This window comes from Delftia sp. DT-2 (assembly GCF_028401915.1).
GTDB classification, from domain to species: domain Bacteria; phylum Pseudomonadota; class Gammaproteobacteria; order Burkholderiales; family Burkholderiaceae_C; genus Comamonas; species Comamonas tsuruhatensis.
On record NZ_JAQOTI010000008.1, the window covers coordinates 200,988 to 226,371 of the forward strand.

22 protein-coding genes and 1 pseudogene are annotated in these 25,384 nt (G+C 69.1%); 18 read left to right on the top strand and 5 right to left on the bottom strand.

Going from position 1 to position 25,384, the window contains the following annotated elements; all coding sequences use genetic code 11:
- Positions 1–9: 9 nt before the first annotated feature.
- On the bottom strand, positions 10–663 hold the full coding sequence (locus tag PO605_RS16145; RefSeq protein ID WP_047473208.1) for a TetR/AcrR family transcriptional regulator: 654 nt from the start codon (positions 661–663) through the stop codon (positions 10–12).
- 45 nt (positions 664–708) lie between these two features.
- Here PO605_RS16145 and PO605_RS16150 point away from each other — a divergent pair, with 45 nt between their 5' ends.
- Both PO605_RS16150 and PO605_RS16155 read left to right on the top strand, forming a co-directional pair.
- Complete coding sequence (locus tag PO605_RS16150) at positions 709–2,403, top strand: acyl-CoA dehydrogenase family protein (protein ID WP_272206636.1); 1,695 nt, start codon at positions 709–711, stop codon at positions 2,401–2,403.
- Between the two features lie 45 nt (positions 2,404–2,448).
- Positions 2,449–3,969, top strand: coding sequence for a class I adenylate-forming enzyme family protein (locus PO605_RS16155; protein WP_047474455.1), 1,521 nt, complete (start codon positions 2,449–2,451; stop codon positions 3,967–3,969).
- A gap of 45 nt (positions 3,970–4,014) precedes the next feature.
- On the opposite strand, the gene PO605_RS16160 is transcribed toward PO605_RS16155, so the two are convergent.
- Both PO605_RS16160 and PO605_RS16165 read right to left on the bottom strand, forming a co-directional pair.
- Positions 4,015–5,127, bottom strand: coding sequence for a siderophore-interacting protein (locus PO605_RS16160; protein WP_272206637.1), 1,113 nt, complete (start codon positions 5,125–5,127; stop codon positions 4,015–4,017).
- Positions 5,128–5,234: 107 nt separating this feature from the next.
- Entirely contained in the window at positions 5,235–6,263 is a 1,029-nt protein-coding gene (locus PO605_RS16165; RefSeq protein WP_047472902.1) for a helix-turn-helix transcriptional regulator, read from the bottom strand.
- A 135-nt stretch (positions 6,264–6,398) separates the two neighbouring features.
- Between PO605_RS16165 and PO605_RS16170 the strand changes: the two genes are divergently transcribed.
- Entirely contained in the window at positions 6,399–7,598 is a 1,200-nt protein-coding gene (locus PO605_RS16170) for a threonine ammonia-lyase (protein ID WP_016447351.1), read from the top strand.
- 90 nt (positions 7,599–7,688) lie between these two features.
- A complete protein-coding gene (locus PO605_RS16175) occupies positions 7,689–7,838 on the top strand; it encodes a hypothetical protein (RefSeq protein WP_016447350.1) in 150 nt (49 codons plus the stop codon).
- 92 nt (positions 7,839–7,930) lie between these two features.
- Here PO605_RS16175 and PO605_RS16180 read toward each other — a convergent pair whose 3' ends face one another.
- Positions 7,931–8,182: a hypothetical protein gene (locus PO605_RS16180; RefSeq protein WP_126311565.1), complete on the bottom strand. Its 252-nt coding sequence runs from the start codon at positions 8,180–8,182 to the stop codon at positions 7,931–7,933.
- Here PO605_RS16180 and PO605_RS16185 point away from each other — a divergent pair.
- Positions 8,166–10,031, top strand: coding sequence for a phosphoenolpyruvate carboxykinase (GTP) (locus PO605_RS16185; protein ID WP_047472900.1), 1,866 nt, complete (start codon positions 8,166–8,168; stop codon positions 10,029–10,031). The two genes, PO605_RS16180 and PO605_RS16185, sit on opposite strands and share 17 nt — an antisense overlap.
- Positions 10,032–10,446: 415 nt before the next feature.
- On the opposite strand, the gene PO605_RS16190 is transcribed toward PO605_RS16185, so the two are convergent.
- A complete protein-coding gene (locus PO605_RS16190; protein WP_047472899.1) occupies positions 10,447–10,866 on the bottom strand; it encodes a hypothetical protein in 420 nt (139 codons plus the stop codon).
- Between the two features lie 147 nt (positions 10,867–11,013).
- Between PO605_RS16190 and PO605_RS16195 the strand changes: the two genes are divergently transcribed.
- From PO605_RS16195 to PO605_RS16255, 13 genes and pseudogenes are all read left to right on the top strand, one after another.
- A complete protein-coding gene (locus PO605_RS16195; protein ID WP_016452246.1) occupies positions 11,014–11,973 on the top strand; it encodes a LysR family transcriptional regulator in 960 nt (319 codons plus the stop codon).
- A gap of 49 nt (positions 11,974–12,022) precedes the next feature.
- Positions 12,023–12,913, top strand: a complete 891-nt coding sequence (locus PO605_RS16200; protein ID WP_034365844.1) for a metallophosphoesterase — start codon at positions 12,023–12,025, stop codon at positions 12,911–12,913.
- A gap of 63 nt (positions 12,914–12,976) precedes the next feature.
- On the top strand, positions 12,977–13,399 hold the full coding sequence (locus PO605_RS16205) for a universal stress protein (protein ID WP_016447345.1): 423 nt from the start codon (positions 12,977–12,979) through the stop codon (positions 13,397–13,399).
- A 218-nt stretch (positions 13,400–13,617) separates the two neighbouring features.
- Positions 13,618–17,295 (top strand): choice-of-anchor U domain-containing protein, encoded by a 3,678-nt coding sequence (locus tag PO605_RS16210; protein WP_272206638.1) that lies wholly within the window; start codon positions 13,618–13,620, stop codon positions 17,293–17,295.
- 172 nt (positions 17,296–17,467) lie between these two features.
- The gene (locus tag PO605_RS16215; protein ID WP_013800012.1) at positions 17,468–18,148 is read left to right on the top strand and encodes a fumarylacetoacetate hydrolase family protein; all 681 of its coding nucleotides are present in this window, start codon (positions 17,468–17,470) and stop codon (positions 18,146–18,148) included.
- Positions 18,145–18,906: a fumarylacetoacetate hydrolase family protein gene (locus tag PO605_RS16220; RefSeq protein WP_047471865.1), complete on the top strand. Its 762-nt coding sequence runs from the start codon at positions 18,145–18,147 to the stop codon at positions 18,904–18,906. Before PO605_RS16215 ends, PO605_RS16220 begins: the two co-directional genes overlap by 4 nt.
- Positions 18,907–18,933: 27 nt before the next feature.
- The gene (hpaE, locus tag PO605_RS16225; RefSeq protein ID WP_047471863.1) at positions 18,934–20,391 is read left to right on the top strand and encodes a 5-carboxymethyl-2-hydroxymuconate semialdehyde dehydrogenase; all 1,458 of its coding nucleotides are present in this window, start codon (positions 18,934–18,936) and stop codon (positions 20,389–20,391) included.
- Positions 20,392–20,433: 42 nt separating this feature from the next.
- Positions 20,434–21,429: pseudogene (locus PO605_RS16230) on the top strand (tripartite tricarboxylate transporter substrate binding protein); the annotation flags it as partial.
- Positions 21,430–21,451: 22 nt separating this feature from the next.
- Entirely contained in the window at positions 21,452–21,778 is a 327-nt protein-coding gene (locus tag PO605_RS16235) for an aromatic ring-opening dioxygenase LigA (RefSeq protein WP_047471858.1), read from the top strand.
- A gap of 1 nt (position 21,779) precedes the next feature.
- Positions 21,780–22,598, top strand: a complete 819-nt coding sequence (locus PO605_RS16240; protein WP_047471856.1) for an extradiol ring-cleavage dioxygenase — start codon at positions 21,780–21,782, stop codon at positions 22,596–22,598.
- Positions 22,599–23,033, top strand: a complete 435-nt coding sequence (locus PO605_RS16245; protein ID WP_012202041.1) for a 5-carboxymethyl-2-hydroxymuconate Delta-isomerase — start codon at positions 22,599–22,601, stop codon at positions 23,031–23,033.
- Position 23,034: 1 nt separating this feature from the next.
- Positions 23,035–23,868 carry a 2-oxo-hept-4-ene-1,7-dioate hydratase gene (gene hpaH, locus PO605_RS16250; protein ID WP_047468572.1) on the top strand — a complete coding sequence of 278 codons (834 nt, stop codon included), beginning with the start codon at positions 23,035–23,037 and terminating at the stop codon, positions 23,866–23,868.
- Positions 23,869–23,913: 45 nt separating this feature from the next.
- Positions 23,914–25,368: an NAD-dependent succinate-semialdehyde dehydrogenase gene (locus PO605_RS16255; protein WP_016452253.1), complete on the top strand. Its 1,455-nt coding sequence runs from the start codon at positions 23,914–23,916 to the stop codon at positions 25,366–25,368.
- Positions 25,369–25,384: the final 16 nt, after the last annotated feature.

Here is a 25,384-nt window from a genome sequence, read left to right on the forward strand (position 1 = left end):
CCTGAGGGACTACGCAGCCTGCGCCTTGCGCAGCAGCGCATGAATGGCCCAGCCCAGCGGCTCGCGCAGTTGCTGCGGCGTCTGCTGCGGCCCCAGCGCCAGCAGCGACTGCGACACCCAGCCATAGGTCATCGTGTGCAGCAGCCGCGCAAGGGGCTGGGCCGGCTCGGGCAGCGGCGGATCGCAGTCCTGCAGCGCCATGGCCCACAGCTGCACATAGGCCTGGTAGTGGCGCCGGAAGGGCTCGGGCGCGGACACCTTGCGCTCGAGCATGAACAGCGCAGCCCACATCGGCGCCTCGCGCGCAATGCCGTCCACCAAGGTGTCCAGCAGCCGGTCCACGCGCGTGGCCGGCGCCATGTCGGCGCATCCCTGCAGCGCCTGCAGTCCCTGGGCATGCAGGGCCTGCACCTGGCGGTGGATGCACATGGCCGCCAGCGTGTCCATGTTGCCGAAGTATTCGTAGAAGGTGCCCAGGCCCACGCCGGCCACGGCCGCCACCTCGCGCACCGTGGTGCGCTCGTAGCCCTGCTCGATCACAAGCCGAACAAAGGCGTCCTGCAGCGCCTGCGAGGTGGCCTGCGCGCGCGATTGCAGGGGGCGGCGCCGCACTTTGGGCGGCTGCGGCTGCTGCCTTGAAACCCGAACACCTTTGCTGGGCATTTTTCCTAGACTTTTGCGTTGAGACCCACGATCACGGAGACACGCATGAGCACCGGCCAGACTTTGCAGACACGGCACACCTGGAACACGCACGACGTCCTGAACCAGGTCGACGAACTCACCGACTTCAACCTGCTGGAGGCCGACCCCGCCCTGGCCGAGGCCCTTCAGCGCAGCGGCGCTGCGCGCCACATCCCTTCGTTGTCGCGCTATGCGCAGCAGTTGGGCGAGCGCGCCACCTGGGAGCTGGCCGAGCAGGCCAACCGCCACACGCCCGAGCTGCACCGCTTCGACGCACGCGGCCGCATCATCGACGCCGTGGAGTTCCACCCGAGCTGGCACACGCTGCTGGGACTATACCGGCAGCAAGGGCTGATCTCCCTGCCCTTCGAGGACAGCAGCGCGGGCCGCTGGAGCGCCTGGGCCGCAGGTTTTTACCTGCACGGCCAGGTCGAACAGGGCACGCTGTGCCCGGCCACCATGACCACGGCCGCCATCCCGCTGCTGCAAAAGGAACCGGCGCTGTGGCAGCAGCTGCAGGGCAAGCTGTTCAGCCACAAATACGATCCGCGCGACCTGCCCGTCGCCGACAAGGCATCGATGTGGCTGGGCATGGGCATGACCGAGAAGCAGGGCGGCTCCGACGTGCGCGCCAACACCACGGTGGCCATGCCGGTGCACGCCGGCGGGCGCGGCGGCGAGTACCTGCTGCGCGGCCACAAGTGGTTCTTCTCGGCCCCCATGTGCGATGCCCACCTGGTGGTGGCGCGCATGGGGGAAGGCGGTGGGCAGGCCTGCTTCTACGTACCGCGCTGGCGCCCCGACGGCACAAAGAATGCGGTGCGCGTGCAGCGCCTGAAGGACAAGGTCGGCAACCGCAGCAACTCCAGCAGCGAGGTGGAGTTCGAGGACGCCTGGGGCATCCTGATGGGCGAGGAAGGCCGGGGCATTCCCACCATCATCGAGATGGCCACCTACACCCGCCTGAACTGCGTGCTGGGCAGCGCCGCCATCCTGCGCTCGGCCACGGTGCAGGCCCTGGCCTATGCGCGCCGGCGCAGCGTCTTCGGCAAGCGGCTGGCCGAGCAGCCGCTGATGCGCAGCGTGCTGGCCGATCTGGCGCTGGAGAGCGAGGCCGCGCTGCAGATCGCCATGCGCCTGGCCCAGGCCTACGAGCGTGGAGGCGACGAGGGTGATCCGCTGGAGCGCGCCTGGAAACGCATCATGACGCCGGCGGCCAAGTTCTGGGTCTGCAAGCGCGGCGTGGAGCTGACGGGCGAGGCCATGGAGGTGCTGGGGGGCAACGGCTATGTGGACACGGGCGTGATGGCGCGCCTGTTCCGCGAGGCGCCCGTGAACTCGATCTGGGAAGGCTCGGGCAACGTCATGTGCCTGGACGTGCTGCGCGCCATCTCGCGCGAGCCCGACGGCGCACAGCTGCTGCTGCAGGACCTGATCGACACGGCAGCGGGCGAGCCCGCGTTGCTGCAGCAGGCGCAGTCGCTGGCACGGCGCCTGTCCGGCCCGCCTGACCAGCTCGAGGCCCAGGCACGCCGCCTGGTGCAGGACCTGGTGCTGCTGGCCCAGGCCTGCCTGCTGCGCCGCCATGCGCCGCCCGCCATGGCCGACGGCTTCATCGCCACGCGCCTGGGGGCGCAGCAGGGCGCCATGGTGGCGGGCGCCTTCGACCCGGCAGGCCTGGACATCGCCGCCATCCTGCAGCGCGCGCTGCCCGCCTGAAGCGGCCACCGGCCCACCACACAACAAAGCACAAGGAGACAAGACATGAACCTGCTCGACGCCTTCGACAGCGCCGTGCGCAAGACGCCCGCCAAGGCCTTTCTGCGCGACCGCGGCGCCTCCATCAGCTATGCCGACATGCAGCGGCGCTCGCAGCGCGCTGCCGCCGTCCTCCAGGCCCAGGGCGTGGGCCGGGGCGACACCGTGGCCCTGATGTGCCTGAACACGCCGGGGTTTGTCGAAGCCCTGTTCGGCGCCTGGCGCCTGGGCGCCGCGCTGGTGCCCGTCAACCACAAGCTGCAGGCGCCCGAGCTGCAGTACATCCTCGGCCACGCGCAGTGCAAGGCCCTGGTGTTTGACGCCGCACTCGCGCCCGTGGTCGCCGCCGCGCAGCACCCCTGCGCCCGACTTGTGACCGAGGCGCAAGAGGCCGTCCCGGGTGTCCAGGACTGGGACACGCTGGTGGTGGCCGCCAGGCCCATGGAAGGCGCGCGGCCCGCCGATGGCGACATCGCCCAGGTGCTCTACACCTCCGGCACCACGGGCCGGCCCAAGGGCTGCCTGCTGAGCCACCGCGCCGTCACGCTGGCGGCGATCACGGCCGCGCTGGGCCTGTCCATCACGCGCGAGGAACGCACGCTGATGGCCATGCCCATCTGGCATTCCTCGCCGCTCAACAACTGGTTTGGCGGCACGCTGTACATGGGCGGCACCGTGGTGCTGCTGCGCGAGTACCACCCGCAGCATTTCCTGCAGGCCGTGCAGGACGAGGGCGTGACGCTGTACTTCGGCGCGCCGGTCTCCTACTTCGCGCCGCTGCAGATGCTGCCCGACTTTGCCCGCTACGACCTGAGCAGCGTGCGCGCCTGGGTCTACGGCGGCGGCCCCATAGGCGCCGACATGGCGCGCAAGCTGGCCACGGCCTACCGCAGCGACCGCTTCTACCAGGTCTACGGCATGACCGAGACCGGGCCCACGGGCACCACGCTATACCCCGAGGAGCAGGTGGAGCGCGCAGGCTCCATCGGCCGCGTGGCCCTGCCCGGCGTGGACATGCGCGTGGTGCGCGACGACGGCGAGGATGCCGGCCCCGGCGACACCGGCGAGATCTGGCTGCGCACCGGCAGCGTGATGGACGGCTATCTGCACGACGCCCAGGCCACGGCTGCCGCCTTCGCACCGGGCGGCTGGTACCGCACGGGCGATCTTGCGCGCCTGGACGACGCGGGCTATCTCTTCATCGTGGACCGGACCAAGGACATGGTCATCACAGGGGGCGAGAACGTTTATTCCAAGGAGGTGGAGGATGCGATCTCGGCCCATCCCCAGGTCGCCGACGTCGCCGTCGTGGGCCGGCCCCACCCCGAATGGGGCGAGACCGTCATCGCCCATGTGGTGCTGCGCGGCGAGACCGCGCCCGGTACCGAGGCGCTGCAGCAATTCCTGGCCGACAGGCTGGCACGCTACAAGATCCCGCGTGAATTCGTCTTTGCGGCCAGCCTGCCGCGCACGCCCACAGGCAAGCTGCAGAAATTCCTGCTGCGTCAGGAGCGCAGCGCCCCCTGAGGCGCCGGCCCCCTGCGTGGCCTGCTTCGCGGCCTACTTGGCGGCCTACTTCGCGGCCTTGAAATCCGACTCGCTCATGCCCCGCCGCCAGTAGGCCACGACCAGCTGCTCGTGCTTTTCCAGCCCGCGCTCCTCGCGCGCCCACTGGCGCACGGCCTGGGCGGTGTCGAACTCGCCAGCGGCCCAGACGAAGCGGCTGGCGGGATGACCGGCCAACGCATCCGGCCAGCGCACGGCGCGCAGCGCGTCGATCAGCAGCGTGGTGGTCCCGGCCTCGGCAGCGCCGCGGTGCAGCCAGTGCCATTGCAGGCCTGCGGGCGCCTGCACGGGCTGCTCGTCCTGCGGGCCCTGGACTTCGGCGAAGACATGGCCGCGCGTGTGCGCGGGCAGGGCGGCCGCAATGCGCAGCATGGCCGGCAGGCCGGTGTCGTCGCCGGCCAGCAGCATCCAGTCGGCCGGGGTGGCCGTGCGCCCGCCGGGGCCGGTCATGCCGATGCGCTGGCCCGGCTGGGCGCGCGCGGCCCAGGCCGACCCGGGGCCTGCATCCTCGTGCAGCACGAAGTCCACGTCGATCCATCCGTTGGCGCCGTCTTGGGCCATTCCCATCGCACGCATGGTGTACGTGCGCATGTCCAGGCGCATGTCACCCTCGGGCAGGCGCAGCAGGCCGCTGGCCGACAGCGTGGGCCATTCGGGCTCGGTCACGCCCGGCTGCGGAAACAGCAGCTTGACGTGGATGTGGGTGTCCTGCGCATAGCGCGCCATGTCGTCGCAGGCAAAGCGTACGCGGCGCATGTGCGGCGTGAGGTCGCGCACGGCCAGCACCCGCAGCTCGCGGAAGGCCGGCGGGCGCTGCAGCGCGGCGCCGTCACCCTCCCAGGCCAGGGAGCCGTCGGCGGCGCCCGTGGACTCCAGCAGCAGGTGGGCCAGCATGAGCTTCATGTCCTGCAGCAGCTCCACGCCGGGTGCCGCCACCTCCGCATGGACGCGCCCGTCCTCCAGCCACAGCTGTCCCCGGCCGCCTTCGTAGTCGGCCACCCAGCGCGTGCCTTCGCGGCGCACGGTGATGTCGTGCTCCTGCATGTGCCCGACGATGGCGGCAATGGCTTCGTCGGGCCTGTCCATGTGCACCGAGGTGCGCGCCTGCAGCTGTGTCATTCGCGTATGTCCTTTCTTTTGCCAGATTGCAGCACCGCCTGGCGCAAGCAGGCTTTGCGGCAGGCCTGCCGATGTTTGCGCCACGCGCCAAAGACGCCCGCCGGGCGTCAGACCCGGGCACGCACCAGCTTGGGAGAGATGCCGAAGCGGCGCTTGAAGGCCGTGGAAAAGTTGGCCGCGCTGGAATAGCCGGCCCCATGCGCGACCTCGGCCACGCTGCAGCCCGTCTGCTCCAGCGCGGCCCAGGCGCGCGCCAGCCGCTGCTCGCGCCGGTACTCGTCGATGCTGGAGCCATAGGCCAGGCGGAACTGGCGCTGCAGCGCACTGGCGCTCAGGCCCACTTCGCGTGCGATCTCGGCCAGCGTGCGGCAGCCGTCGCCGCCGCTGTCCAGCAGGGCCTTGAGGCGCGCCATGCGCCGGTGCTCGCGTATGCCCAGCACGCCCGGCACGGTCTGCGCCGGATCGGGCTCGGGCGCCTCGAGGGACTGCACGGCCTCGTGCACCAGCTCCAGCGTGCGGCTGGCCAGCAGCAAGGGCGCCGAGCCCTCACGTGCCAGCTGGATGATCTGCTCGGCCACCGCCACGGCACGCGGCGAGGGCTGCCAGGGCCGTATGGCCAGCAATTGCTGCTCCATCCAGTGCTGCAGCAGCGGCGGCGCCGCCATGGGCAGGGTCTGCGCGGCAAACCACTGCGGCTGCACGGTGATGCTGAGCTTGCGCTCGAACTTGCCGCGCCGCCACTGCCGCATGAACATGTCGCCGGGCCGCGTGTGGATGACGGCCCCGCAGGCCTGCACATGGGCACCGGCGGCGCTGGCGGGCGCCACCTGCAGCTGCAGACCCTGGTTGCCGAAGGCCACGTCCACGCACCCCTCCAGCAGCACGACCATGTGCAGGCCCGGCACGGCCGGCGAACGCGTGCTCATGGTGCGAAGGTCGCGGGCCTCCACGCCATGCAGCCACAGGCCGGGCTGGACCTGCCAGGCCTGCAGGTGACCGGCCAGCAGCGCATCCTGCGCCGTGACCTCGGCATCGAGGATGCGGTAGTCGGGCCCGCTGAAATCACAGGCACGCAGCGTGCCCCGCCCCAGCCAGCGCGGAGGGCGTGCAGGTGTTTGGACAGAGGAGAAAGCCATGGCCAGCCGGAGCGGTGCGCGCCCCACAAACAAGAATGATTCTTATTTTATGAAAGCCCCCTGCACCACGCTGGCTGCGGGGAATCCATTGCACGGCCTGGCGCGCGCAGGCCCGCGTGTGCGCCACAATGCGCCATGCTCAGCCTCCAAGACATCCAGAACGCCGCCGGCCGCCTGCGCGGCGCCGTGCTCGAAACGCCCTGCGTGGAATCGCGCACGCTGTCCCAGATCACGGGCGCGCAGGTGTATCTCAAGTTCGAGAACCTGCAGTTCACGGCCTCGTTCAAGGAACGCGGCGCCCTCAACAAGCTGGCCCAGCTCTCGCCCGAGGAGCGCGCACGCGGCGTGGTCGCCATGAGCGCCGGCAACCATGCCCAGGGCGTGGCCTACCACGCGCAGCGCCTGGGGGTGCGTGCCGTCATCGTCATGCCGCGCTTCACGCCGGGGGTGAAGGTGGAGCGCACGCGCGGCTTCGGCGCCGAGGTCGTGCTGCACGGCGACTCCCTGGCCGAGGCGCGCCAGCACGCCTACGCGCTGGCCGAGCAGCAGGGCCTGTGCTTTGTCCATCCCTATGACGACGAGCAGATCGCGGCGGGCCAGGGCACCCTGGCGCTGGAAATGCTGGCCGAACAGCCGGATTTGGACCTGCTGGTCGTGGCCATTGGCGGCGGCGGCCTGATCGCGGGCGTGGCCACGGCGGCCAAGGGGCTGAACCCGGACATCGAAATCATCGGCGTGCAGACCCAGCGCTTTCCGTCCATGTTCAATGCCGTGCGCCAGGCCGAGCTGCCGATGGGCACCTCGACCATCGCCGAAGGCATTGCCGTCACCCAGCCCGGCGCGATCACGCAGGAAGTCGTGGCACGCCTGGTGGACGACATGCTGCTGGTCGATGAGGGCGACATCGAGCAGGCCGTGCTCATGCTGCTGGAGATCGAGAAGACCCTGGTCGAGGGCGCGGGCGCCGCAGGCCTGGCCGCGCTGCTGCGCCATCCGCAGCGCTTTGCGGGCAAGAAGGTGGGAATGATCCTGTCGGGCGGCAATATCGATCCACTGCTGCTGGCAGCCATCATCGGGCGCGGAATGGTGCGCTCCGGGCGGCTGGCGCGCATCAAGGTCAGCGCGCGCGACGTGCCCGGCGTGCTGGCGCGCATCACGGCCACGGTGGCTGCAGCGGGCGCCAATATCGAGGAAGTCCACCACCAGCGCGCCTTCACCATGCTGGCCGCGCAGAGCGTGGAAATCGAGCTGGTGCTGCAGACGCGCAACAAGGCCCATATCGACGAGGTCATAGCCGCCCTTCAGGCCGAAGGCATGCAGGTCAATGCCGTCTAGCAGGCCCGGTGTCATGGCTTTCCCCGAAGGCGCCAGGGGACAGGCCTGCCTAGAATCAGGCATCCCCATTGGCAAGCCAGGAGCTTTTGCATGACGCACGATCCCGCAGCGCACCACGGCGAGCAGCCGGCCCCCGAAGACGCCACCGAGGCCGTCGTCCCCTACATGCCTGTCATCCTGCCCCTGGCAGGCGCCGTGCTGATGTTTCTGCTGGCCTTCATTGCCGTCAACATGGCCTGATTCCGGCCCTCCTGCCCCTGCACCAGGCCCCGCTTTGCGGGGCTTTTTGCTTGCCTTTTCAACAGGCAATTTCATCGTTCATATTGCATACTTCAATGCATAGAATGCATAGTTTTTGCCATTCGTTTGCTGACAAATTCGTGACCGCTCCCTAGAATCGAATCCCCAGCCGGTGCGCCGCCAGCTTCCGCCAGCGCCGCTTCGCCGCCCAGAGAAGAGCTTCCTTCGCGCGCCGACTGAACGAGAGCCCGTTTCTCAAAGTTGGCGCGGTGCAGCAGGCGCGTCCCCTTTGAAAAACTGGTTTTTTCAATTGAAGGAAGCTCCGCGATGAACGCACCCGTCATACAAGGCCTGAACATCCAGGCCCCCGCCTATGTCAAGAACAGCCGCCTGATCGCCTGGGTGGCCGAGATGGCCGCACTGTGCAAGCCCGCCAAAATCCATTGGTGCGATGGCTCGCAGGAGGAATACGAGCAGCTGTGCCAGCAGCTCGTCGATGCCGGCACCTTCAAGAAGCTCGATCCCGTCAAGCGCCCCGGCAGCTACCTGGCCTGGTCCGATCCGTCCGATGTGGCGCGCGTCGAGGACCGCACCTACATCTGCTCGGCCAACAAGGAAGACGCAGGCCCGACCAACAACTGGATGGCCCCGAACGAGATGCGCGCCACGCTGCAGCCGCTGTTCGACGGCTGCATGGCCGGCCGCACCATGTATGTGGTGCCTTTCTCCATGGGCCCGCTGGGCTCGCCCATCGCCCACGTGGGCGTGGAGCTGTCCGACAGCGCCTATGTGGCCGTCAACATGAAGATCATGACCCGCATGGGCCGTGCCGTGTATGACGTGATCGGCGTGGAAGGCGAGTTCGTGCCCTGCGTCCACACCGTGGGCGCGCCCCTGGCCGAAGGCGAGAAGGACCAGACCAGCTGGCCCTGCAACAAGACCAAGTACATCGTCCACTACCCCGAGACGCGCGAAATCTGGAGCTATGGCTCGGGCTACGGCGGCAACGCCCTGCTGGGCAAGAAGTGCTTTGCGCTGCGCATCGCCTCCACCATGGGCCGCGACCAGGGCTGGCTGGCCGAGCACATGCTCATCCTGGGCGTGACCAACCCCGAAGGCAAGAAGTACCACGTGGCTGCGGCCTTCCCCAGCGCCTGCGGCAAGACCAACTTCTCCATGCTGGTGCCGCCCAAAGTCTTCGAAGGCTGGAAGGTCACCACCATCGGCGACGACATCGCCTGGATCAAGCCCCAGGCCGACGGCTCGCTGCGCGCGATCAACCCCGAAGCCGGCTATTTCGGCGTGGCCCCGGGCACGAACTACCACACCAACCCCAACTGCATGGCCAGCCTCGACAAGAACGTGATCTTCACGAACGTCGCGCTGACCGACGACAACGACGTGTGGTGGGAAGGCATGGACAAGGACACCGGCAAGCTGCCTGATCACCTGATCGACTGGCAAGGCAAGGACTGGACGCCCCAGATCGCCCGCGAGACCGGCGCCAAGGCCGCCCACCCCAACGCCCGCTTCACCGTGGCCGCGACCAACAACCCCGCGCTGGATGAAGCCTGGGACGATCCCAAGGGCGTGAAGATCGACGCCATCATCTTCGGCGGCCGCCGCTCCACCACCGTGCCGCTGGTGACCGAGGCCCGCAACTGGACCGAAGGCGTCTACATGGCCGCCACCATGGGCTCGGAAACCACGGCCGCCGCCTTCGGCGCCCAGGGCGTGGTGCGCCGCGACCCCTTCGCCATGCTGCCGTTTGCCGGCTACAACATGAGCGACTACTTCCAGCACTGGCTCACGCTGGGCGCCAAGATCCAGGCCCAGGGCGCGGCACTGCCCAAGATCTTCACCACCAACTGGTTCCGCAAGAATGCCGACGGCAAGTTCGTCTGGCCCGGCTACGGCGAGAACATGCGCGTGCTCAAGTGGATGATCGACCGCCTCGAAGGCCAGGCACAGGGCGAGCAGACCGCCTTCGGCATTGCGCCCCAGTACGCCGAGATCAACTGGACCGGCCTGGACTTCTCCGCCGACCAGTTCGCCAGCGTGACCAGCATCGACAAGGCCGCCTGGGCCGAGGAAATGCAGCTGCACACCGAGCACTTCGACAAGCTGGCCCACAAGCTGCCCCAGGAGCTGCTGGTGACCAAGGCCGAACTGGAAAAGCGCCTGGGGACATAAAGCTCCCCCTGAGCGGCTACGCCGCTTCCCCCTCTCGCTTCGCGGGGGGGGACGGCACCCTCGGTGCGGGGCGGCGCGGCCGGCGTAGGCCCTTCCTCGGTGCCCCTTGCTTTGGGCAGCGCCAGTTTCATGGACTGTGGAAGATGCACAGAACAATGAATCCCTGAGTAGCTCTCGACCCATGGAAAAAGCCTCGCACTGCGAGGCTTTTTTTGTGGCGTTTCAACGACGCCCCCCAGACAACAAAAAAAGCCGCGCCTTGTGGGCAGCGGCTTTTTTTGTGGACAGCGCCAAAAACTGGCGTGACCTAAAGCGAGAGACACCGAGGAAGGGCCGCCCCGCACCGAGGGTGTCGTCCCCCTCCCCCGCGAAGCGGGTAGAGAGGGGGAAGCGGCGTAAGCCGCTCAGGGGGAGCTTAGTTACCTTGCCTATCCATGGCGCGGGCCAGATCGGCCATCAGGCGGGCGTCCTGCAGGGCGGCGTTCCAGATGCGCTCGTCAGCGGCGGCCTGCTGGCGGCTCTCGGTCCAGGCGCGGTAGCCGGCACGGGCCATCATGGCGGCGCGGCGGGCGGGGGCGGAGAACAGGGCCAGGCCCATGAAGGCGGCAACCCACAGCACGACCCAGGCGCCCAGCATGTGGCCGTCGGTCCAGTTGTGGGCGACCTCGTTGACCACCACCATCAGCGCGGCCACCAGGGCAGCGAGCAGCAGGGCGCTGGCGCCGCGCTTGCCGGAGAAACGCTTGGCAGCGCTCTTGCGGTCGTCGGCGGCTTGATAGACATGCACCACACCAGGGTGCTCGACACAGTAGGAGTTGTAAATGAAGTTGCTCATGGCAGATAAACCCAGTTAAATGGCCGCTTTTGACGGCGTGGCGGGCGACTAGGGGTAACTATAGGGTTTACCCTAGAGTTCTTCAAATTTATATCTTGAATCTGTAGCATTCACACCAGTGATGACTCAGCGCTCGCTGCCACGGCCATGTCCGCCCTGAACTTCCGCACACTGGATCTGAACCTGCTGCGCGTCTTCGACGAGGTGATGGCGGAGCGCAGCCTCACGCGGGCGGCCCACAAGCTGGCCATCACCCAGCCGGCCGTGAGCAATGCGCTGCGCCGCCTGCGCGAGGCGCTGGGCGACGAGCTCCTGGTGCGCCAGGGCCAGGGCGTGGAGCCCACGCCGCGCGCGCTGGCGCTGTGGCCCGTGATCCGCGAGGCGCTGCAGCAGCTGCAGGACACGCTGACGCCAGGCGAATTCCACCCATCCACCGCCACCGCCACCTTTGTGCTGGCCATGGCCGACGCCACGGCCGCCACGCTGATTCCTCCCATGTTCAGCCTGCTGGAGCGCGAGGCGCCCGGCATCGGCATCCGCGTGCTGCCGCTGACCACGCGCGACCCGCGCAGCCTGCTGGAGGCCGGCGAGGCCGACATGGCCGTGGGCTACTTCCCCGCCGCGCTGGCCGACCTGACGGCGCGCGCGCAGTCGGGCGCCCTGGTGGCCTTCGACAGCCGGCGCCTGTATGAAGGCGAGTACCTGTGCGTGATGCGCCAGGGCCATCCGCTGGCCGATGTGCCGCTGACACTGGACAACTACTGCGCGGCGCGCCACATGCTGGTGAGCTTCTCGGGCCGCTCCTTCGGCTTCATCGACGAGGCCCTGGCCTCGCTGGGCCGCACGCGCCAGGTGGTGCTTACCGTCAACCAGTTCTTCACGGCCGGGCGCGTGGTCATGACCTCCAACCTGCTGACCATATTGCCGCGCCACTTCGTGCCCGTGACCGGCATGGCCGACAAGCTGGTGCTGCGCGAGCTGCCCTTCGACGTGCAGCCCGTGCACGTGGACGCGCTGTGGCGCCGGCGCGGCCAGCATCCTCAGGCCTACGACTGGCTGCTGCGCACGCTCACGCGCTCTGCAGAGGCGACCTTCCCGCACACCTGAGCGCCGTTTGCGGGGCGCCCGCGCCAGCGCAGGTTCTACACTTGGCCGCATGAAGATCCAGCTGCTGTCCGACCTGCACCTCGAGGCCCATCCGCATTTCATCGCCGAGCCCGCACCCGATGCCGACGTGCTGGTGCTGGCCGGCGACATAGGCTCCTACCAGAGCGGCAGCCTGCTGCCGGGCCAGGATTTCGGGCTGGAGCGCTTCTCTCCCCTGCCCCAGTACGCGGGCTGGCCCTGCCCCGTGATCTTCGTGCCGGGCAACCATGAGTACGACATGCAGGACTTCGACGCCGCCCACGCCCGCCTGCGTGCCACCTGCGAGCGCATGGGCATGGTCTGGCTGGAGCGCGAGACGGCCGTGCTGGACGGCGTGCGCTTCGTGGGCACCACGCTGTGGAGCGACTACGACGCCATGTCCATGCATGAAGGCGTGACCGATCTGGCCCGGCTGCTCAAGCTGCGCGAGAAGGCCTTTCGCGCCGCCAATTTCTACCTGCAAAAGACCGGCGGCACGCGCGACGGCGAGCCCTTCCTGGCCGAGCCCATGCGCGAGCAGTCGCTGGTCTGCCAGCAATGGCTGCGCCAGGCGCTGGCCAGGCCCTTCGATGGCCCCACGGTGGCCGTCACGCATTTCGCGCCCAGCCTGCGCAGCGCCGACCCGCGCTACGGCCTGGTGCCGGGCACGGCCGGCTTTTGCAACGTGCTGGATGAACTGCTGCCCTTTGCCGATCTGTGGCTGCACGGCCACCTGCATTCGCCCAGCGACTATGTGGCCGAGGGCCTGCGCGGCGATGGCAGCGCCTGGCGCTGCCGCGTGGTGGCCAACCCGCTGGGCTACGCGCGCAAGGGCGAGCAGGAGGGGTTTTCGCCGCGCTCTACCATCGAGTTGCCGGTGCATGCGACCGCAGGGGCGGCAGAGGCACCGGCCCGTGCTTGACCTGGATCAAGCACTCCACCCCGGCTTGGGCTTAGTCTCGGGCCATATCCAAGGAGGACCTTCATGAACATCCTGCTCGCTGTCGATGGCAGCCCCTACACCCAGAAGATGCTGGCCTACCTGACCTCGCACCCGGAGATCCTGGGTTCGGCCCACAGCTACAGCGCCATCACCGTCCAGCCCCAGCTGCCGGCCCGCGCGCGCGCCGCCCTGGGCAAGGACGTGGTGGACGAGTACTACGCCGAGGAGTCGACCAAGGTGCTGGACCCCGTGTGCAGCTACCTGGCCGAGCACGGCGTGCAGGCAGCCCGCCTGAGCAAGGTCGGCCCGATTGCCGACTCCATCATCAAGGCGGCCGAAGAAGGCAAGTTCGACCTGCTGGTCATGGGCACGCATGGCCACGGCACGCTGGGCCGCCTGGTCATGGGCTCGGTCAGCACCCAGGTGCTGGCCGGCAGCCAGGTGCCTGTGCTGCTGATCCGCTGATCGACCGCTCGATACGCTGCCCCGTGCACACGCAGCGCCCATAACCAGAAAAAGCAAAGCGCGGGCATCACGGCGCAATGAGGCAAGGACGGCACCCTGAGGGAGCCGTCTTTTTTTTTTGCATGGTGCCTTCCCACCATCCTGCGAGCCTGCCGTCACCGGGCTGTCACAGCCGCCTCTTACAGTCGCGCGATTTGTCACACAGGGGGATGGTGAGCATGCGCGCGAGTACTTTGGATTGGCGGCACAAGGCGATTGCAACGGCCTGCCTGGCCCTGTGTGGCGCTGCATGGTCCGCGCCCTTCACCCCGGGCAACCTGGTGGCCTACCGCGTGGGCACGGGCACAGGCGCGCTGCCCGTGTTCCTGGATGAGTACCGCGTGGACGGCACGCTGGTGCAATCGCTGCCGCTGTCAGGCGGAGCGACGCCGCTGACGGCCAGCAGCAAGGGCTCGGAAGGCCTGCTCAACCGCTCGGACAATGGCCTGTGCCTGGTGGTTCCTGGCTATGCCGTGGCCACCGGCGGCACCGAGCCCAACGGCGTCACGGCAGCGGCGGCCCCGCGCGCCGTGGCCGTGGTGGGGTTCGACTCCGACGTGAAAAGCCTGCGCGCGCTCGGCACCACGGCCTTCAGCAAGGACACCATCCGCGCAGCAGCCAGCAGCGACTGCGGCGCCGTCTGGGCCAGCGGCAAGGGTACGGCCACGGCCAACAATGGCATCTGGCATGTGGCTGCCGACGGCACGGGCATCTCCCAACTGAACAGCAGCAATGTCCAGGGCCTGGCGGTCGCCGGCGGCCAGTTGATCGCCGCCATCAACGGAGGCTCGCTCAACCAGATCGGCACGAATTTGCCGACCACGGGCATCCAGACGGCCCTGCCCCTGGCGGGCCTGACGCCCTCCACCTACCGCGGCATCGCCTTCCTGCAACTCGATGGCGGCCCCGCCCTGGCGAACACCGTCTACGTGGCGGACAACGATACCGGCGCCATCCGGAAATTCCGCCTCTCGATGGACGGCACCAGCTGGCAGCCCGCAGGCTCCATTGCCGGCCTGTCCAAGGTCCACGGCCTGGCCGCCTTCGATACCGGCGGCGGCAATGTGATGCTGATGGCCACCGACACCACGGGCCGCCTGTACCGCGCCTTCGATCACGGCGGCTACGCCGGCACGCTGTCGGGCACGGCCGAGTCCATCGCCGCGCCGCAGGACGGCGTGTTCTATGGCGTGGCCTGGGCCCCGCTGGAGACCGTGCCGGCGACCGTGCCCGCCGCCCCCTCCAACCTGGCGGCCACCCCGGCCGGCAACCGCGTGACGGCCGCCTGGGACGCCGTGCCGGGCGCCGCCTACTACGTGGTGGAGCTGTCGCAGGACAGCTTTGCATCGGTAGCCTCCACGGCCGTGGCCCTGGGCAACAGCCAGGCGCTGGAAGGCCTGCAGCCCGGCAGCTATACGCTGCGCGTGCGCGCCGTCAACGGCCTCGGCGGGAGCACGGCTGCAGTGAGCGTGCCTTTCATTGCCTCGGCCCCGCCGACGGCCTCGCTGCCCGAACTGACCGCGTTTTCCGGCGTGGTCGGCGACGCCAACGACCCCCTTGCCTCGGCAGGCATCGGCTTCACGGTGCAGGATGCGGGGGGCGCTGGCGGCGTACAGGTCACTGCGCGTTCGAGCAACCAGGCCGTGGTGGCCGACGCCGGCCTGGCCGCGTCCAACCAGGCCGGCAACGCCGTGCTCAGGATCACGCCCACGGGCGTGGGCTATGCCGACATCACCGTCACGCTGACCAACGCGGGCGGCGCCTCCGTCAGCCGCACCATCAAGTACGCGGCCTCGGCCAACACCGCAGCCAACACCAGCCCGCGCTGGCTGGCCGGGCGCTCGGACGCATCGACGGCCATCGTCATCGATGCCGCCACCATGCTGGTGGGCGACGACGAGGCGCCCGCCCAGGATGCCTCGGGCAATGCGCTGCCGGCCGGCAACTCCTTCTCGGCCTATGGCCCGGCCGGCGGGCTGCCCATCAAGCCGCTGATGCTGGACAGGACCGCCCTGGGCCTGGCCGATGCCGCCGCCTGCACCGCCCCCGGCCTCACGGGCCTGGACAGCTGCAAGAGCGACGAGGAAATGGACATCGAGGCCAGCTTTGCCCTGGGCAGCCGCGTGTACGTGGCGGGCTCGCACTCCAACAACAAGAGCGGCAAGTCGCGCACCGACCGCTGGCGCCTGGCTGCGATGGATGTGACCGGCTCCGGCGCCTCCACGGCGCTGACCGCCAGTGGCTACTACCGCTGGCTGCGCGAGGACCTGCGCAGCTGGGACGCGGCCGCGCATGACGGCCTTGCCGCCAACTACCTGGGCCTGGTGGCCAGCTCGGACGGCGGCGCCACCAAGGCGCCCGAGGCCGAGACGATGAGCGGCTTTTCCATCGAAGGCATGTCCACCAGCCCCGACAACGGCGCCGCATGGCTGGGCTTTCGCGCGCCGCTGGTGCCGGCGCCGGGCGCGCCCGCCGTCACGGCCGACGACGCCACGGGCCGCACGCATGCGCTGATCGTGCCCGTGACCAACTTCGCGGCCCTGCCTGCGGCCGATGGCGGCAGCAAGGGCAGCGCGTCCATGGGCCAGCCGATTCGCCTGGACCTGGGCGGCCGCGGCATCCGCGAAATCCGCAAGAACGCAGTCGGCGAGTACCTGATCATTGCCGGTCCCTCGGCCAGCGCCACGGGCACCGCGCCGCGCAACTTCCAGCTCTATTCCTGGGACGGCCGCGTGAACAGCGCAGGCCTGGCCCTGAACCTGCGTCCGCGCGCTGCCGACCTGGCCGCCATCACCGCGCCCCACACCGCCTGCTCGGCCGAAGGCATAGGCGCCATGCCCGCCAGCCTGGACGCGGGCGGCAGCGTGGACATCCTCAGCGACTGCGGCGATGCCGATTTCTTCGGCGATGGCACCGTGGCCAAGGACCTGCCCTATGCCGCCTGGAAAAAGGCGCGCCTGGACAGCCTGGCGGTGCCGGCGCTGTCCACCGTGGCCCTGTCCGCCCAGGCAGTGGACCAGACATCGGCCGTGGTCCAGGCCACGCCCAGCGTGGGCGGCAGCCTGCGCGCCGTGGCCCTGCCTGCCAATGCGCCCGTCCCCAGCTGGGAACAGGTCATGGCCGGCCTGGATGCCGCCGGCCTGCCGGCCCCTGCCAGCAACACGGTCAGCACCGCAGCCGGCACGGCCGCCACGCTGTCCTTCACCGGCCTGGACCCTGCCGTGAGCTACCGCGTGCATGCGGTCAACCTGCCGGCCTCGGGCACGGCCAGCGCGCCGGCTGTGCTGGCCCTGAGCAAGCCCGTGCCCATCGGCACGCAGATCGGCACGGGCAGCAACACGGCAGGTGTCAGCAACGGCACGGGCAATGTGGGTGCGGACCAATGGCAGTTCGCCTCGAACTCGGCAGGCTTTCAGCCCGCGCCCTCGCAAAGCCCGCTGCCGGGCGGCCTGCGCATGCCCTACGGCAGCCTGAGCTTCGTGCTCATGGGCGGCACGCCGGGCTCCATGGCCACCATCCGCATGGACCTGCCTGAAGCCGCACCCGCCCAGGCCACGCTCTGGAAGTACGGCCCCACGGCCGCCACGCCCACGGCGCACTGGTATGAGCTGGCCGCATCGGCCTACCGCTTCGCACCCGACCGCCGCTCGGTGAGCTTCGACATCACCGACGGGCAGACGGGAGACAGCGACCTGACCGCCAACGGCGTCATCGTGGACCCCGTGGCGGTGGCCGCGCCTGCGGCCCTGCCGCCCGGCGCCACGGCCACCCCCGTGCCCGGCCTGTCCACACTGGCCCAGGCGCTGCTGGCGCTGGCCCTGGGCGGCATCGCCGCACTGCGCCGCCGCCGCGGCTGACGCCAGCACCGGCCAGCCCCCGCCAACACCGGCAGCGCCCGGTGCCCCCTCAAGCCCCTGCACGGTTCGCCGCGCAGGGGCTTTTTGCTGCGGCCTGGGAAAACCCTGAATCCACCGTGTTGACGGGGCTTGTTGCAAAAACAATAATTACCACGTTAACTAAATCCACACCATGCAGATTCAGCCTTTTCTCCTGGATGACGGCCTTGCGCTGGGCACGGTCTACGGCACGCTGCTCAACCAGCAGGCCACCGTGCAGCGCCTGTCGCCGCAGTTCGACAGCGCGCCCTACAAGGCCGCTCCGCGCGCGCCCGTGCTCTATCTCAAGCCGCGCAACACCTGGGCGCGCGATGGCGCTGCGGTGGCCGTGCCGGCCGATCCCGGCGAGGTCCGCGTCGATGCCAGCATCGGCCTGGTGATCGGCCGCAGCGCCACGCGCGTCAGCGAAGCAACGGCCCTGGACCATGTGGCCGGCTGGCTGATCGCCAGCGACCTCACGCTGCCGCACGAGAACTACTACCGCCCCGCCATCCGCCAGCGCTGCCGCGACGGTTTCTGCCCGCTGGGCGCCCTCGTTCGCGGCACAGGCTTTGACGCACAGGCGGCCACGCTCACGGTGTCCATCAATGGTGAACAGGTCTGGCAGCGCGGCTTTGCCGACCTGGTGCGCCCGCCCGCAAGGCTGCTGGCCGACGTGACCGAATTCATGACGCTGTCGCCCGGCGACGTGCTGCTGCTGGGCCCGGGCGAGGGCGCGCCGCTGGCGCGGCCCGGGGACCGCGTGGTCATCGAGGTGCCCGGCCTGGGCCGGCTCACGCATTCGGTGGTGGCAGAACAGGGAGCAGCAGCATGAAGCACGGACGCGTCATCTTCGAAGGACAGACCCTGCAGGTCACCGAAGGCCCGCACGGACAGGTGCAGCTGCCCGATGGCCGCCTGGTGGCGGAGACCGCCGTGCAGTGGCTGCCGCCGCTGCAGTTCGGCACCGTCTTCGCGCTGGGCCTGAACTATGCGGACCATGCCAAGGAAATCGCCTTCAACAAGGCGCCCGAGGAGCCGCTGGTCTTCCTCAAGGGCCCGAACACGCTGAACGGCCACCGCGGCCGCACGTACCGGCCCGCCAACGTGGCCTACATGCACTTCGAATGCGAGCTGGGCGTGGTCATCGGCAAGACCTGCCGCAACGTGCGCCGCGAAGACGCCTACAGCGTGGTCGCCGGCTACTGCACGGCCAACGACTACGCCATACGCGACTACCTGGAGAACTTCTACCGGCCCAACCTGCGCGTGAAGAACCGCGACGGCGCCACGCCCGTGGGCCCGTGGTTCGTCGATGCGGCCGATGTGCCCGACCCCATGAACCTGCGCCTGCGCAGCTGGGTCAACGGCGAGCTCAAGCAGGACGGCAGCACGCGCGACATGGTGCATGACATCCCCTCGCTGATCGCCCACCTGTCGGGCTTCATGACGCTGAACCCCGGCGACCTCATCCTCACCGGCACGCCCGACGGCGTGGCCGACTCCCGCGTGGGCGACGAGATCGTCACCGAGATCGAAGGCCTGGGCCGCCTGGTCAACACCATCGTCGGCGACGCGCCGGCCGCCTCCTGAACCCACCGCACACGCCAAGGAATCCCCATGCGCATTGACCACCTGATCGACGGCAAGGCCGTCGCCGGCAAGGACTATTTCGAGACCGTCAACCCCGCCACCCAGGAGGTGCTGGCCGAGGTTGCTGCAGGCGGCGAGGCCGAGGTGCAGGCCGCCGTCGCCGCCGCGAAGAACGCCTTCCCGAAATGGGCCAACACGCCCGCCACCGAACGCGCCAAGCTCGTGCGCAAGCTGGGCGACCTGATCGCCCGCCATGTGCCCGAGATCGCGCAGACCGAGACCAACGACTGCGGCCAGGTCATCGCCCAGACGGGCAAGCAGCTGGTGCCGCGCGCGGCCGACAACTTCTACTACTTTGCCGAGATGTGCACGCGCGTGGACGGCCACACCTATCCCACGCCCACGCACCTGAACTACACCCTGTTCCACCCCGTGGGCGTGTGCGCGCTGATCTCGCCCTGGAACGTGCCCTTCATGACGGCCACCTGGAAGGTGGCGCCCTGCCTGGCCTTCGGCAACACGGCCGTGCTCAAGATGAGCGAGCTGTCGCCCATGACGGCCGCGCGCCTGGGCGAGCTGGCGCTGGAGGCCGGCATTCCGCCCGGCGTGCTCAACCTGGTGCACGGCTACGGCAAGGACGCGGGCGAGCCCCTGGTGCGCCACCGCGATGTGCGCGCCGTCTCGTTCACGGGCTCGACCCAGACCGGCAACCGCATCGTGCAGGCCGCCGGCCTCAAGAAGTTCAGCATGGAGCTGGGCGGCAAGAGCCCCTTCGTGATCTTTGACGACGCCGACTTCGAGCGCGCGCTGGATGCGGCCGTGTTCATGATCTTCTCCAACAACGGCGAGCGCTGCACGGCCGGCAGCCGCATCCTGGTGCAAAAGGGCATCTACGCGAAGTTCGTGGACCGCTTCGTGGAGCGCGCCAGGAAGATCACCGTGGGCGACCCGCTGGACGAATCCACCATCGTCGGCCCCATGATCAGCGCCAGCCACCTGGCCAAGGTGCGCCACTACATCGAACTGGGCCGCAAGGAAGGCGCCAGCATGCTGTGCGGCGGCCTGGATGCGCCCGTGCTGCCCGAGCGCGTGCGCAAGGGCAACTACGTGCTGCCCACGGTGTTTGCCGACGTGGACAACCGCATGCAGATCGCCCAGGACGAGATCTTCGGCCCCGTGGCCTGCATCATCCCCTTCAGCGACGAGGCCGAAGCCGTGCGCCTGGCCAACGATATCCAGTACGGCCTGTCCAGCTACGTCTGGACCGAGAGCGTGGGCCGCGCCCACCGCGTGGCCGCCGCCATCGAGGCCGGCATGTGCTTCGTCAACAGCCAGAACGTGCGCGACCTGCGCCAGCCCTTCGGCGGCACCAAGGCCTCGGGCACGGGCCGCGAGGGCGGCAGCTGGAGCTACGAGGTCTTTTGCGAGCCCAAGAACGTGGCCGTATCGCTGGGCTCGCACCATATTCCGCACTGGGGCGTCTGAACGGGCGACCAGCGACAACGACAAAGAGAACCGAGGAGACAAGACATGCAACGCCGCCATTTCCTGCAATCCACCGCAGCCACCACGGCCGCAGCGCTGATGCTCCCGGGCCTTTCCCAGGCCCAGCCCGGCAGCGCGGCCGGCACCTGGCCCGCCAGGCCGCTGCGCATCATCGTGCCCTTCACGCCGGGCGGCACCACCGACCTGGTGGCGCGCCTGGTGGGCACCGAGCTGGGCAAGTCCCTGGGCCAGCCTGTGATCGTGGAGAACAAGCCCGGCGCGGGCACGGTGATCGGCGTGGACTATGTGTCCAAGCAGCCGGCCGACGGCTACACCCTGGTGTGCGTGGCCAACAGCTTCACGGCCAACAAGACGCTGGTGAAGAACCTGCCCTACGACACCACGCGCGACCTCAAGCCCGTGGCGCTGATGGGCCTGTCCGAGCATGTGCTGGCCACCCACCCGGGCAGCGGCCTGAAGACGCTGGCCGATCTGCGCAGCCGCGCCAAGGCCAGGCCCGGCGAGCTCAGCTATGCCTCGTTCGGCAACGGCACCTCGGCCCATCTGTCGGGCGCCCTGCTGTGCCAGGAGATGGGCATCGACATGGTCCACATCCCCTACAAGGGCCAGGGCCCGGCGCTGGCCGACCTGCTGGGCGGCCAGGTGGACGTGATGTTCGGCAACTGGCCCGAGTTCCGTGGCCATGTGCAAAGCGGCAAGCTGGTGGCCCTGGGCATGGCCACGCGCCAGCGCTCGCAGTTCGCTCCCCAGGTGCCCACGCTGGCCGAGCAGGGCGTGGCGCTGGAATCCAACTCCTGGCAGGGGCTGCTGGCACCCGGCGCCACGCCCGATGCCCTGGTGCAGCGCATCAACGCCGCCGTGGTCAAGGCCCTGGCCGAGCCCGCCGTGGTGGACGCCTTCGCGCGCGGCGGCATCGTCTCGCAGGCCGGCACGGCGCAGCAGTTCGCAGCCTTCGTCACCAGCGAAATCGCCAAGTACGAAGCCATCATCCGCCGCGCCAACATCACGCTGGGCTAAGGCTGGACCACCGGGAGACGCCATGAGCCTGTACACCATGCAGAAATTCCTGTTCCAGCTCAACCGCGAGCCCGAGGTGCAGCGGCGCTTTGCAGAGGACCGCGCCGCGCTGCTGGCCGAGTACGCGCTGGAGCCCGAGGAGTACGAAGCCATGTTCCACGGCGACATCGGCAAGCTCTACGTGCTGGGCTGCAACGGCCAGCTGCTGATGCACTTCGCGCCGCTGCTGGGCATGCCCTGGGCCGACTACCTGCAGGCCATGCGCGACGGCGTGCAAAAGCACGGACCGGTGCGCGCGGGCGTCTACGCGATGACCACCGGAACCAACGAAAAGATCGCAGGAGTTTGAGATGAGTCTGGTATTTGCAGGCGTTTGCAGCCATGCGCCCGGCATCACGGGCCGCGCACACCTGGCCGATCCGGTCACCAAGGATGCCTTCCATGCCGCCTTCCGCGACATGGGCGCACGGCTGGAGGCGGCGCGGCCCGATGCCGTGATCGTCATCGCGGCCGAGCACTTCGCCAACTTCTTCATGAACAACATGCCGGCCTATGCCATCGGCATGGCAGACCACTACGAAGGGCCCATCGAGGACCCGGCCTGGCTGGGCATAGAGCGCCACCGCATCCCCGGCAATGCCGAGCTGTCGCGGCGCCTGATCACCGAGGTCATGCAGACCGTGGACGTGGCCTTTGCCGAGGAGTGGAAGTTCGACCACGGCATCATGGTCCCGCTGCACTTTCTGACGCCGGCCTATGACAAGGACATCATCCCGGTCAACATCAACTGCCAGGGCCCGCCGCTGACGCCGCTGCACCGCGCCTGGGCCTTTGGCGAGGCCCTGCGCCGCGCCTGCGACAAGGCGCCCGAGCGCATCGCCATCGTGGGCACGGGCGGCATTTCGCACTGGCCGGCCACGCCCGACTCGGGCAAGGTCAACTGGGAATGGGACCAGCAGTTCATGGACCGCTGGTGCCGCAACGACCGGGACGCGCTGCTGTCGTACACCGACGCCGAGACCTACCGCGACGGCGGCCAGGGCGGCTTCGAGATCCGCAGCTTCATCGCCGTGGCCGCCGCCGCGCGCGGCGCGGGCCAGGTGCTGTACTGCCAGCCCATTCCCATCTTCGCCGTGAGCTGCACGGCCGCCACCATGGAGGTGGCCTGAATGCCGCACGTGGTCATCCTCTACACGGCCAGCCTGGACGCGCACACCGACATGACGCAGCTGTGCCGCGCCCTGGCCGACACCATGCTCACCGTGCGCGCCGAAGACGGCGCCCAGGTCTTTCCCACGGGCGGCACGCGCGTGCTGGCCTACCCCGCGCCGCACAGCGCCGTGGCCGATGGCGGGGCCGCGGGCCGCGCAGCGGGCGGCGATGGCGACTACGGCTTCATCTACATCAACCTGCGCATGGGCCGGGGCCGCTCGGCCGCCGTGCAGCAGCAGGCCGGCGACGCCCTGCTGGCCTGCGCGCGCCGCCATCTGCAGCCGCTGTTCGCGCAGCGCCACCTGGGCCTGACCGTGCAGGTCGATGAAAGCCCGGGCCAGGTGTATGACGGCAAGCACAGCACCCTTCATCCCCTCTTTTCCAGGCCTTGAAATGTTTTCCCAAGAACTGTTGACCCAACTGGCCCAGGAGCTGGACCGCAGCGAGAAGACGCGCGTGCAGGTCGAGCATTTCTCCAAGCGCTTTCCCGGCATGACCGTGGAGGATGGCTACCGCGTCTCGCGCGAATGGGTGCGCCTGCAGATCGCGGCGGGGCGCAAGGTGATCGGCCACAAGATCGGCCTGACCTCGCGCGCCATGCAGATATCGAGCCAGATCGACGAGCCCGACTACGGCACCCTGCTCGACAGCATGCTCTACCGCTGCACGCCGGGCCAGGTGCTGGACATCCCGGCCGCGAATTTCATCGCGCCGCGCGTGGAAGTGGAGCTGGCCTTCGTGCTCAAGGCGCCGCTGCGCGGCCCGGGCCTGCCCGGCGGCAAGGAGATCACGCTGCAGGACGTGCTGGACGCCACCGACCACGTGACGCCGGCCATCGAGATCATCGACGCGCGCATCGAGCAGTTCGACCGCCACACCAAGGCCATGCGCAAGGTCTACGACACCATCAGCGACAACGCAGCCAATGCGGGCATCGTCACCGGCGCCGGCCGCGCTGACCCCCAGGTGATAGACCTGCCCTGGTGCGGCGCCATACTGCGCTGCAACGGCGTGGTCGAGGAGACCGGCCTGGCTGCCGGCGTGCAGGGCCATCCCGCCATCGGCGTAGCCTGGCTGGCCAACAAGCTCTCGCCCTGGGGCGAGGCCCTGGAGGCCGGCCAGACCGTGCTGGCCGGCTCGTTCACGCGCCCCGTGGCCGCCAAGCCTGGCGACCTGTTCGATGCCGACTACGGCCCGCTGGGCCGGCTGCAGTTCCGTTTTGTCTAGGCGCCGTCGTCCCGACGCCTGCCCCGCCCTTATTGGAGATTTCCCATGCCGCTTGCACTGCGCGACCCCAGCCTGCTCAAGAACCTCTGCCTGATCGACGGCCAATGGCTGGCCGCCGACGATGGCAGCCGCATCGACGTCCACAACCCCGCCACGGGCGAAGCCGTGGGCCATGTGCCCCGCATGGGCGAGGCCGAGACGCAGCGCGCCATCGCCGCCGCCGAGCGCGCCTTCGCCCTCTGGAAGCAGCAGACCGCCGAAGCCCGCGCACGCCTGCTGCATCGCTGGTTCGAGCTGATGATGGAGAACCAGGAGGACCTGGCCCTGATCATGACCAGCGAGCAGGGCAAGCCCCTGGCCGAGTCGCGCGGCGAGATCGCCTACGCGGCCTCCTACGTGCAGTGGTTTGCCGAGGAAGCGCGCCGCATCTACGGCTCCACCGTGCCCGCGCCCTGGGCCGACAAGCGCATCATCGTGACCAAGGAGCCGGTGGGGGTCTGCGCCGCGATCACGCCCTGGAACTTCCCGGCCGCCATGATCACGCGCAAGGTCGCGCCCGCCCTGGCGGCGGGCTGCACCATCATCGTCAAGCCCGCGCAGCAGACACCGCTGTCGGCCCTGGCCATGGCCGAGCTGGCCCAGCGCGCCGGCATTCCCGAGGGCGTGTTCAGCGTGATCACGGGCTCCTCGCGCGCCATCGGCGGCGTGCTCACGGCCAGCATGGCCGTGCGCAAGCTGACCTTCACGGGCTCCACCGAAGTGGGCCGCGTGCTGGCCGAGCAATGCGCGCCCACGCTCAAGAAGATGTCTCTGGAGCTGGGTGGCAACGCGCCCTTCATCGTCTTCGATGACGCGGACCTCGATGCCGCCGTCGAAGGCGCCATGGCCTCCAAGTACCGCAACACCGGCCAGACCTGCGTGTGCGCCAACCGCCTGCTGGTGCAGGACGGCGTGTACGACGCCTTCATGGCCAGGCTCAAGGTCGCCGTGCAGGCCCTCAAGGTGGGCAACGGGCTGGAGGCCGGCGTGGGCCAGGGCCCGCTGATCGACCAGGCCGCCGTGGACAAGGTCGAGGAACTGGTGGCCGATGCCGTGAAGAACGGCGCCGAGGTCGTGCTGGGCGGCAAGCGCCACGCGCTGGGCGGTACCTTCTACGAGCCCACCATCCTGGCCAACGCCACGGACCGCATGCGCATCGCCAGGGAAGAGGTCTTCGGCCCCGTGGCGCCCGTGTTCCGCTTCAAGACCGAGGAAGAGGCCATCCGCATGGCCAACGACACCGAGTACGGCCTGGCCGCCTACTTCTACGCCCGCGACGTGGGCCGCGTGTGGCGCGTGGGCGAGGCGCTGGAGTACGGCATGGTGGGCATCAACAGCGGCATCATCAGCACGGCCGTGGCGCCGTTTGGCGGCGTCAAGCAGTCGGGCATGGGCCGCGAGGGCGGCGCCGCCGGCATAGAGGAATACCTGAGCACCAAGTACCTGTGCATGGGCCACTGAGGCCCGGACAATCACA

Bases quoted from the DNA above. Each gene is read 5' to 3' on its own strand.
- PO605_RS16205 (WP_016447345.1), top strand. From the start codon at position 12,977: ATGAACATCCTGCTCGCTGTCGATGGCAGCCCCTACACCCAGAAGATG.
- hpaE (WP_047471863.1), top strand. From the start codon at position 18,934: ATGCGCATTGACCACCTGATCGACGGCAAGGCCGTCGCCGGCAAGGAC.
- PO605_RS16245 (WP_012202041.1), top strand. From the start codon at position 22,599: ATGCCGCACGTGGTCATCCTCTACACGGCCAGCCTGGACGCGCACACC.
- PO605_RS16240 (WP_047471856.1), top strand. From the start codon at position 21,780: ATGAGTCTGGTATTTGCAGGCGTTTGCAGCCATGCGCCCGGCATCACG.
- PO605_RS16200 (WP_034365844.1), top strand. From the start codon at position 12,023: ATGAAGATCCAGCTGCTGTCCGACCTGCACCTCGAGGCCCATCCGCAT.
- PO605_RS16190 (WP_047472899.1), bottom strand. From the start codon at position 10,866: ATGAGCAACTTCATTTACAACTCCTACTGTGTCGAGCACCCTGGTGTG.
- PO605_RS16210 (WP_272206638.1), top strand. From the start codon at position 13,618: ATGCGCGCGAGTACTTTGGATTGGCGGCACAAGGCGATTGCAACGGCC.
- PO605_RS16195 (WP_016452246.1), top strand. From the start codon at position 11,014: ATGTCCGCCCTGAACTTCCGCACACTGGATCTGAACCTGCTGCGCGTC.
- PO605_RS16155 (WP_047474455.1), top strand. From the start codon at position 2,449: ATGAACCTGCTCGACGCCTTCGACAGCGCCGTGCGCAAGACGCCCGCC.
- PO605_RS16160 (WP_272206637.1), bottom strand. From the start codon at position 5,127: ATGACACAGCTGCAGGCGCGCACCTCGGTGCACATGGACAGGCCCGAC.
- PO605_RS16215 (WP_013800012.1), top strand. From the start codon at position 17,468: ATGCAGATTCAGCCTTTTCTCCTGGATGACGGCCTTGCGCTGGGCACG.
- PO605_RS16235 (WP_047471858.1), top strand. From the start codon at position 21,452: ATGAGCCTGTACACCATGCAGAAATTCCTGTTCCAGCTCAACCGCGAG.
- PO605_RS16165 (WP_047472902.1), bottom strand. From the start codon at position 6,263: ATGGCTTTCTCCTCTGTCCAAACACCTGCACGCCCTCCGCGCTGGCTG.
- PO605_RS16145 (WP_047473208.1), bottom strand. From the start codon at position 663: ATGCCCAGCAAAGGTGTTCGGGTTTCAAGGCAGCAGCCGCAGCCGCCC.
- hpaH (WP_047468572.1), top strand. From the start codon at position 23,035: ATGTTTTCCCAAGAACTGTTGACCCAACTGGCCCAGGAGCTGGACCGC.
- PO605_RS16180 (WP_126311565.1), bottom strand. From the start codon at position 8,182: ATGACGGGTGCGTTCATCGCGGAGCTTCCTTCAATTGAAAAAACCAGT.
- PO605_RS16150 (WP_272206636.1), top strand. From the start codon at position 709: ATGAGCACCGGCCAGACTTTGCAGACACGGCACACCTGGAACACGCAC.
- PO605_RS16220 (WP_047471865.1), top strand. From the start codon at position 18,145: ATGAAGCACGGACGCGTCATCTTCGAAGGACAGACCCTGCAGGTCACC.
- PO605_RS16185 (WP_047472900.1), top strand. From the start codon at position 8,166: ATGAACGCACCCGTCATACAAGGCCTGAACATCCAGGCCCCCGCCTAT.
- PO605_RS16170 (WP_016447351.1), top strand. From the start codon at position 6,399: ATGCTCAGCCTCCAAGACATCCAGAACGCCGCCGGCCGCCTGCGCGGC.
- PO605_RS16255 (WP_016452253.1), top strand. From the start codon at position 23,914: ATGCCGCTTGCACTGCGCGACCCCAGCCTGCTCAAGAACCTCTGCCTG.
- PO605_RS16175 (WP_016447350.1), top strand. From the start codon at position 7,689: ATGACGCACGATCCCGCAGCGCACCACGGCGAGCAGCCGGCCCCCGAA.